The sequence below is a fragment of the Campylobacter sp. 107 genome, from assembly GCF_002383835.1.
GTDB classification, from domain to species: Bacteria; Campylobacterota; Campylobacteria; order Campylobacterales; family Campylobacteraceae; genus Campylobacter_D; species Campylobacter_D jejuni.
Map to the genome: position 1 here is coordinate 1 of NZ_NXBA01000040.1, position 2,391 is coordinate 2,391.

A 2,391-nucleotide genomic window follows, 5' to 3' on the forward strand; every position below is an offset into this window, starting at 1 on the left:
GTAAAAGAATCATTGATTTTGTAAATAGATTTAAACTTTTAAAACATCAGCCCAACACTACAAGTGGCTTTAGCGCTACTTTGTTTGAAGATACTAAAGATAATAATCAAAGTAATATAGGATAAAAATATATGAAAAACAAGCTCTATCATTATTTTAACAATAAAGAAAATTCAAATGATTTAAAAAAACAATTCTTTAAAAATATAAAACAAGCTTTATTTTATCTTTTTCTTGTCATCTTAACTTTTTATAATATTACTTATTTAACTCTTTTAACCTTTTTCCCTTTTCCTTTCTTTGGATGGATTAGCTTGTTTATACTTTCTACTATATGGGTATATTTATTTTTAAAGCTTGTCTTTTATCTTGTCTTTAAAATTTTTAATATTGATAAAAAAATTAAAAAGTTTTATTTATTTTTACCTTATCCATTATTCATGCTTCTTTGGTTTGGATACTCTTTTGTACCTCTTGAATGGCAAAGTAGTTTTAAAGAATTTGAGAGTTTGTGTGAGAAGGCTGATTCTAAGGCGGTTATTTATGATGCAAAAAATATTATAAGTCTTTGGGATAATTATAAAAAAATAAACAAGGATATTTTATTCAACATAACAGAGCAATATGTAGATTTTAGAATAAAAAAAATTATTATTTTATGGTACTATAAGGACGGCAAAAATACAATACAAGAATATAAAATAGACAATACATACTCTTGGCTTGACATAGGTATGTTTGCTAAATACAAAAGAAAAATGATATGCTATGATATTCAAAAATATAAAGAATTACAAGAAAAAAGAGGCTACTAATGTATGAAAACCTATAATGCCATGGGAGTATATGAAAATGAATATACAAAATATACAAATTATATAGGAAATAAATTTGATGATGGAATTGAAATTTTGGGATACAATTTTAATATCTTTGATGCTAATCTAAAAAATATTAAGCTGATTCCAATAACACAAGAGCTTAAAAATAATATTATTTTAAAAGATAATTCTATAGCTTTTAAGGAAGATACTCCTTATGAGGTTAAAGAATTGTTTCCCAACAATATAAAGAGTCAAAAAAATACAACTCAGCTTTATTTACAAATACAAAACGCTCCTTTGGATTTTAGTGTGATATTCAAAGAATTAGATTATAATAGCGTTTATACACTAACTCCAATCCAAGCGCGAGGATTTAAAAACTTAATAGAAAATTTATTAAAAGGGAATGAAGAATTTTCAAAGCTGCTAAATGCAGAAATTTACAAAATATACACCATTGATTTAGATGACTCTGAAGAAATATTTCAAAAGTTTGGAACGCATATAAAGCCTAATGAAATTATAGCTTTGAAATTAGATTATTTTAAGTTGCAACTTAATTTTAAATTTGATGGTTCAAAAAAATCTGCAGAAAGTGTTTTTGGTTTTGCTAAAAAAGCCACTATTTTAAAATGGATTCTTGTTTTAATTTCTATAGAAGATATATGTGAAGAATTGTTAAAACAATCTAGAATTAAAGATGATGAGCCGTCATTACATTTTTTTATGGATGGGAAGAATTTTTTAGAGATTTTCAGGGATATTAATGTTAAATACTTTTCTTTATGAACTAAACTATCATCATACGAAAAAAACAAAAAGTCTTGTTAGTGCTATTTTTAATCTAATGCAAAAAGATAAGAATTTTTATATAAAACATTTAGATTTAAAAGATATAGATGAGATTAATATCGAATCTGATATTTCACTTTTAAGAGCTCTTTATGTTTGCAAAGAATATGTATTTTATAAAGAAAATAATGAAACTTTTTTAAATAGCAGTGTTATAGGCTATAATTCTACTTTCACAAAAATCTTCATCCTAGATAAAGAAAAGCTCAATGATACCTATCTTGATGCTAGAAAAAGGCTTTATAAATCTATCAATACTTTAAAAGAAAAAAGAAATGAAAAAATAAAAGATATCCAAGACTATTTAAATAAAGAAATTTCCTTACAAGATAATCTAAATAATCAAAGCTTTAATACTAAGGAAAATGATGTTAATTTAATTTTAAACGAAGTATTTAACATAGAGCAATTTTATGATAAAAATACCAATACCATAGTATTAAAGACAAATAATATAAAAATCGTATTCTTAGATAAAGTAAATTTACAAGATTTGCAAGATAATTCTAACAATACTTCTTTCATCTCTATGTCAAATTTGATCCATATTTATGATAATCATTGTGATATTTTTGCAAAAGATAGAAGTGTTTTGGATATAAAGGACATAGAAGAAAAATACCAAATAGATTTTAAAAGTTTAGATATAAAAATCTTCCTAAACTCCACTCTCCTTACAGGCTCAAATGAACTTCCTAATAATCCTTTTTACTTT

Annotated in this window: 3 protein-coding genes; all 3 read left to right on the plus strand. The window is 24.0% G+C overall.

What is annotated here, in order from left to right:
- Nucleotides 1-131 precede the first annotated feature (131 nt).
- Complete coding sequence (locus tag BGS40_RS05685) at nucleotides 132-815, plus strand: hypothetical protein (RefSeq protein ID WP_002819291.1); 684 nt, start codon at nucleotides 132-134, stop codon at nucleotides 813-815.
- Between the two features lie 3 nt (nucleotides 816-818).
- Nucleotides 819-1,613, plus strand: a complete 795-nt coding sequence (locus BGS40_RS05690) for a hypothetical protein (protein ID WP_096738492.1) — start codon at nucleotides 819-821, stop codon at nucleotides 1,611-1,613.
- The coding region (locus BGS40_RS09745) for a hypothetical protein (protein WP_257841709.1) at nucleotides 1,591-2,391 on the plus strand (801 nt) is incomplete at its 3' end. The genes BGS40_RS05690 and BGS40_RS09745, both read left to right, overlap by 23 nt.

Coding starts and splice junctions, on each gene's coding strand:
- BGS40_RS05685 (WP_002819291.1), top strand. CDS start 132: ATGAAAAACAAGCTCTATCATTATTTTAACAATAAAGAAAATTCAAAT.
- BGS40_RS05690 (WP_096738492.1), top strand. CDS start 819: ATGAAAACCTATAATGCCATGGGAGTATATGAAAATGAATATACAAAA.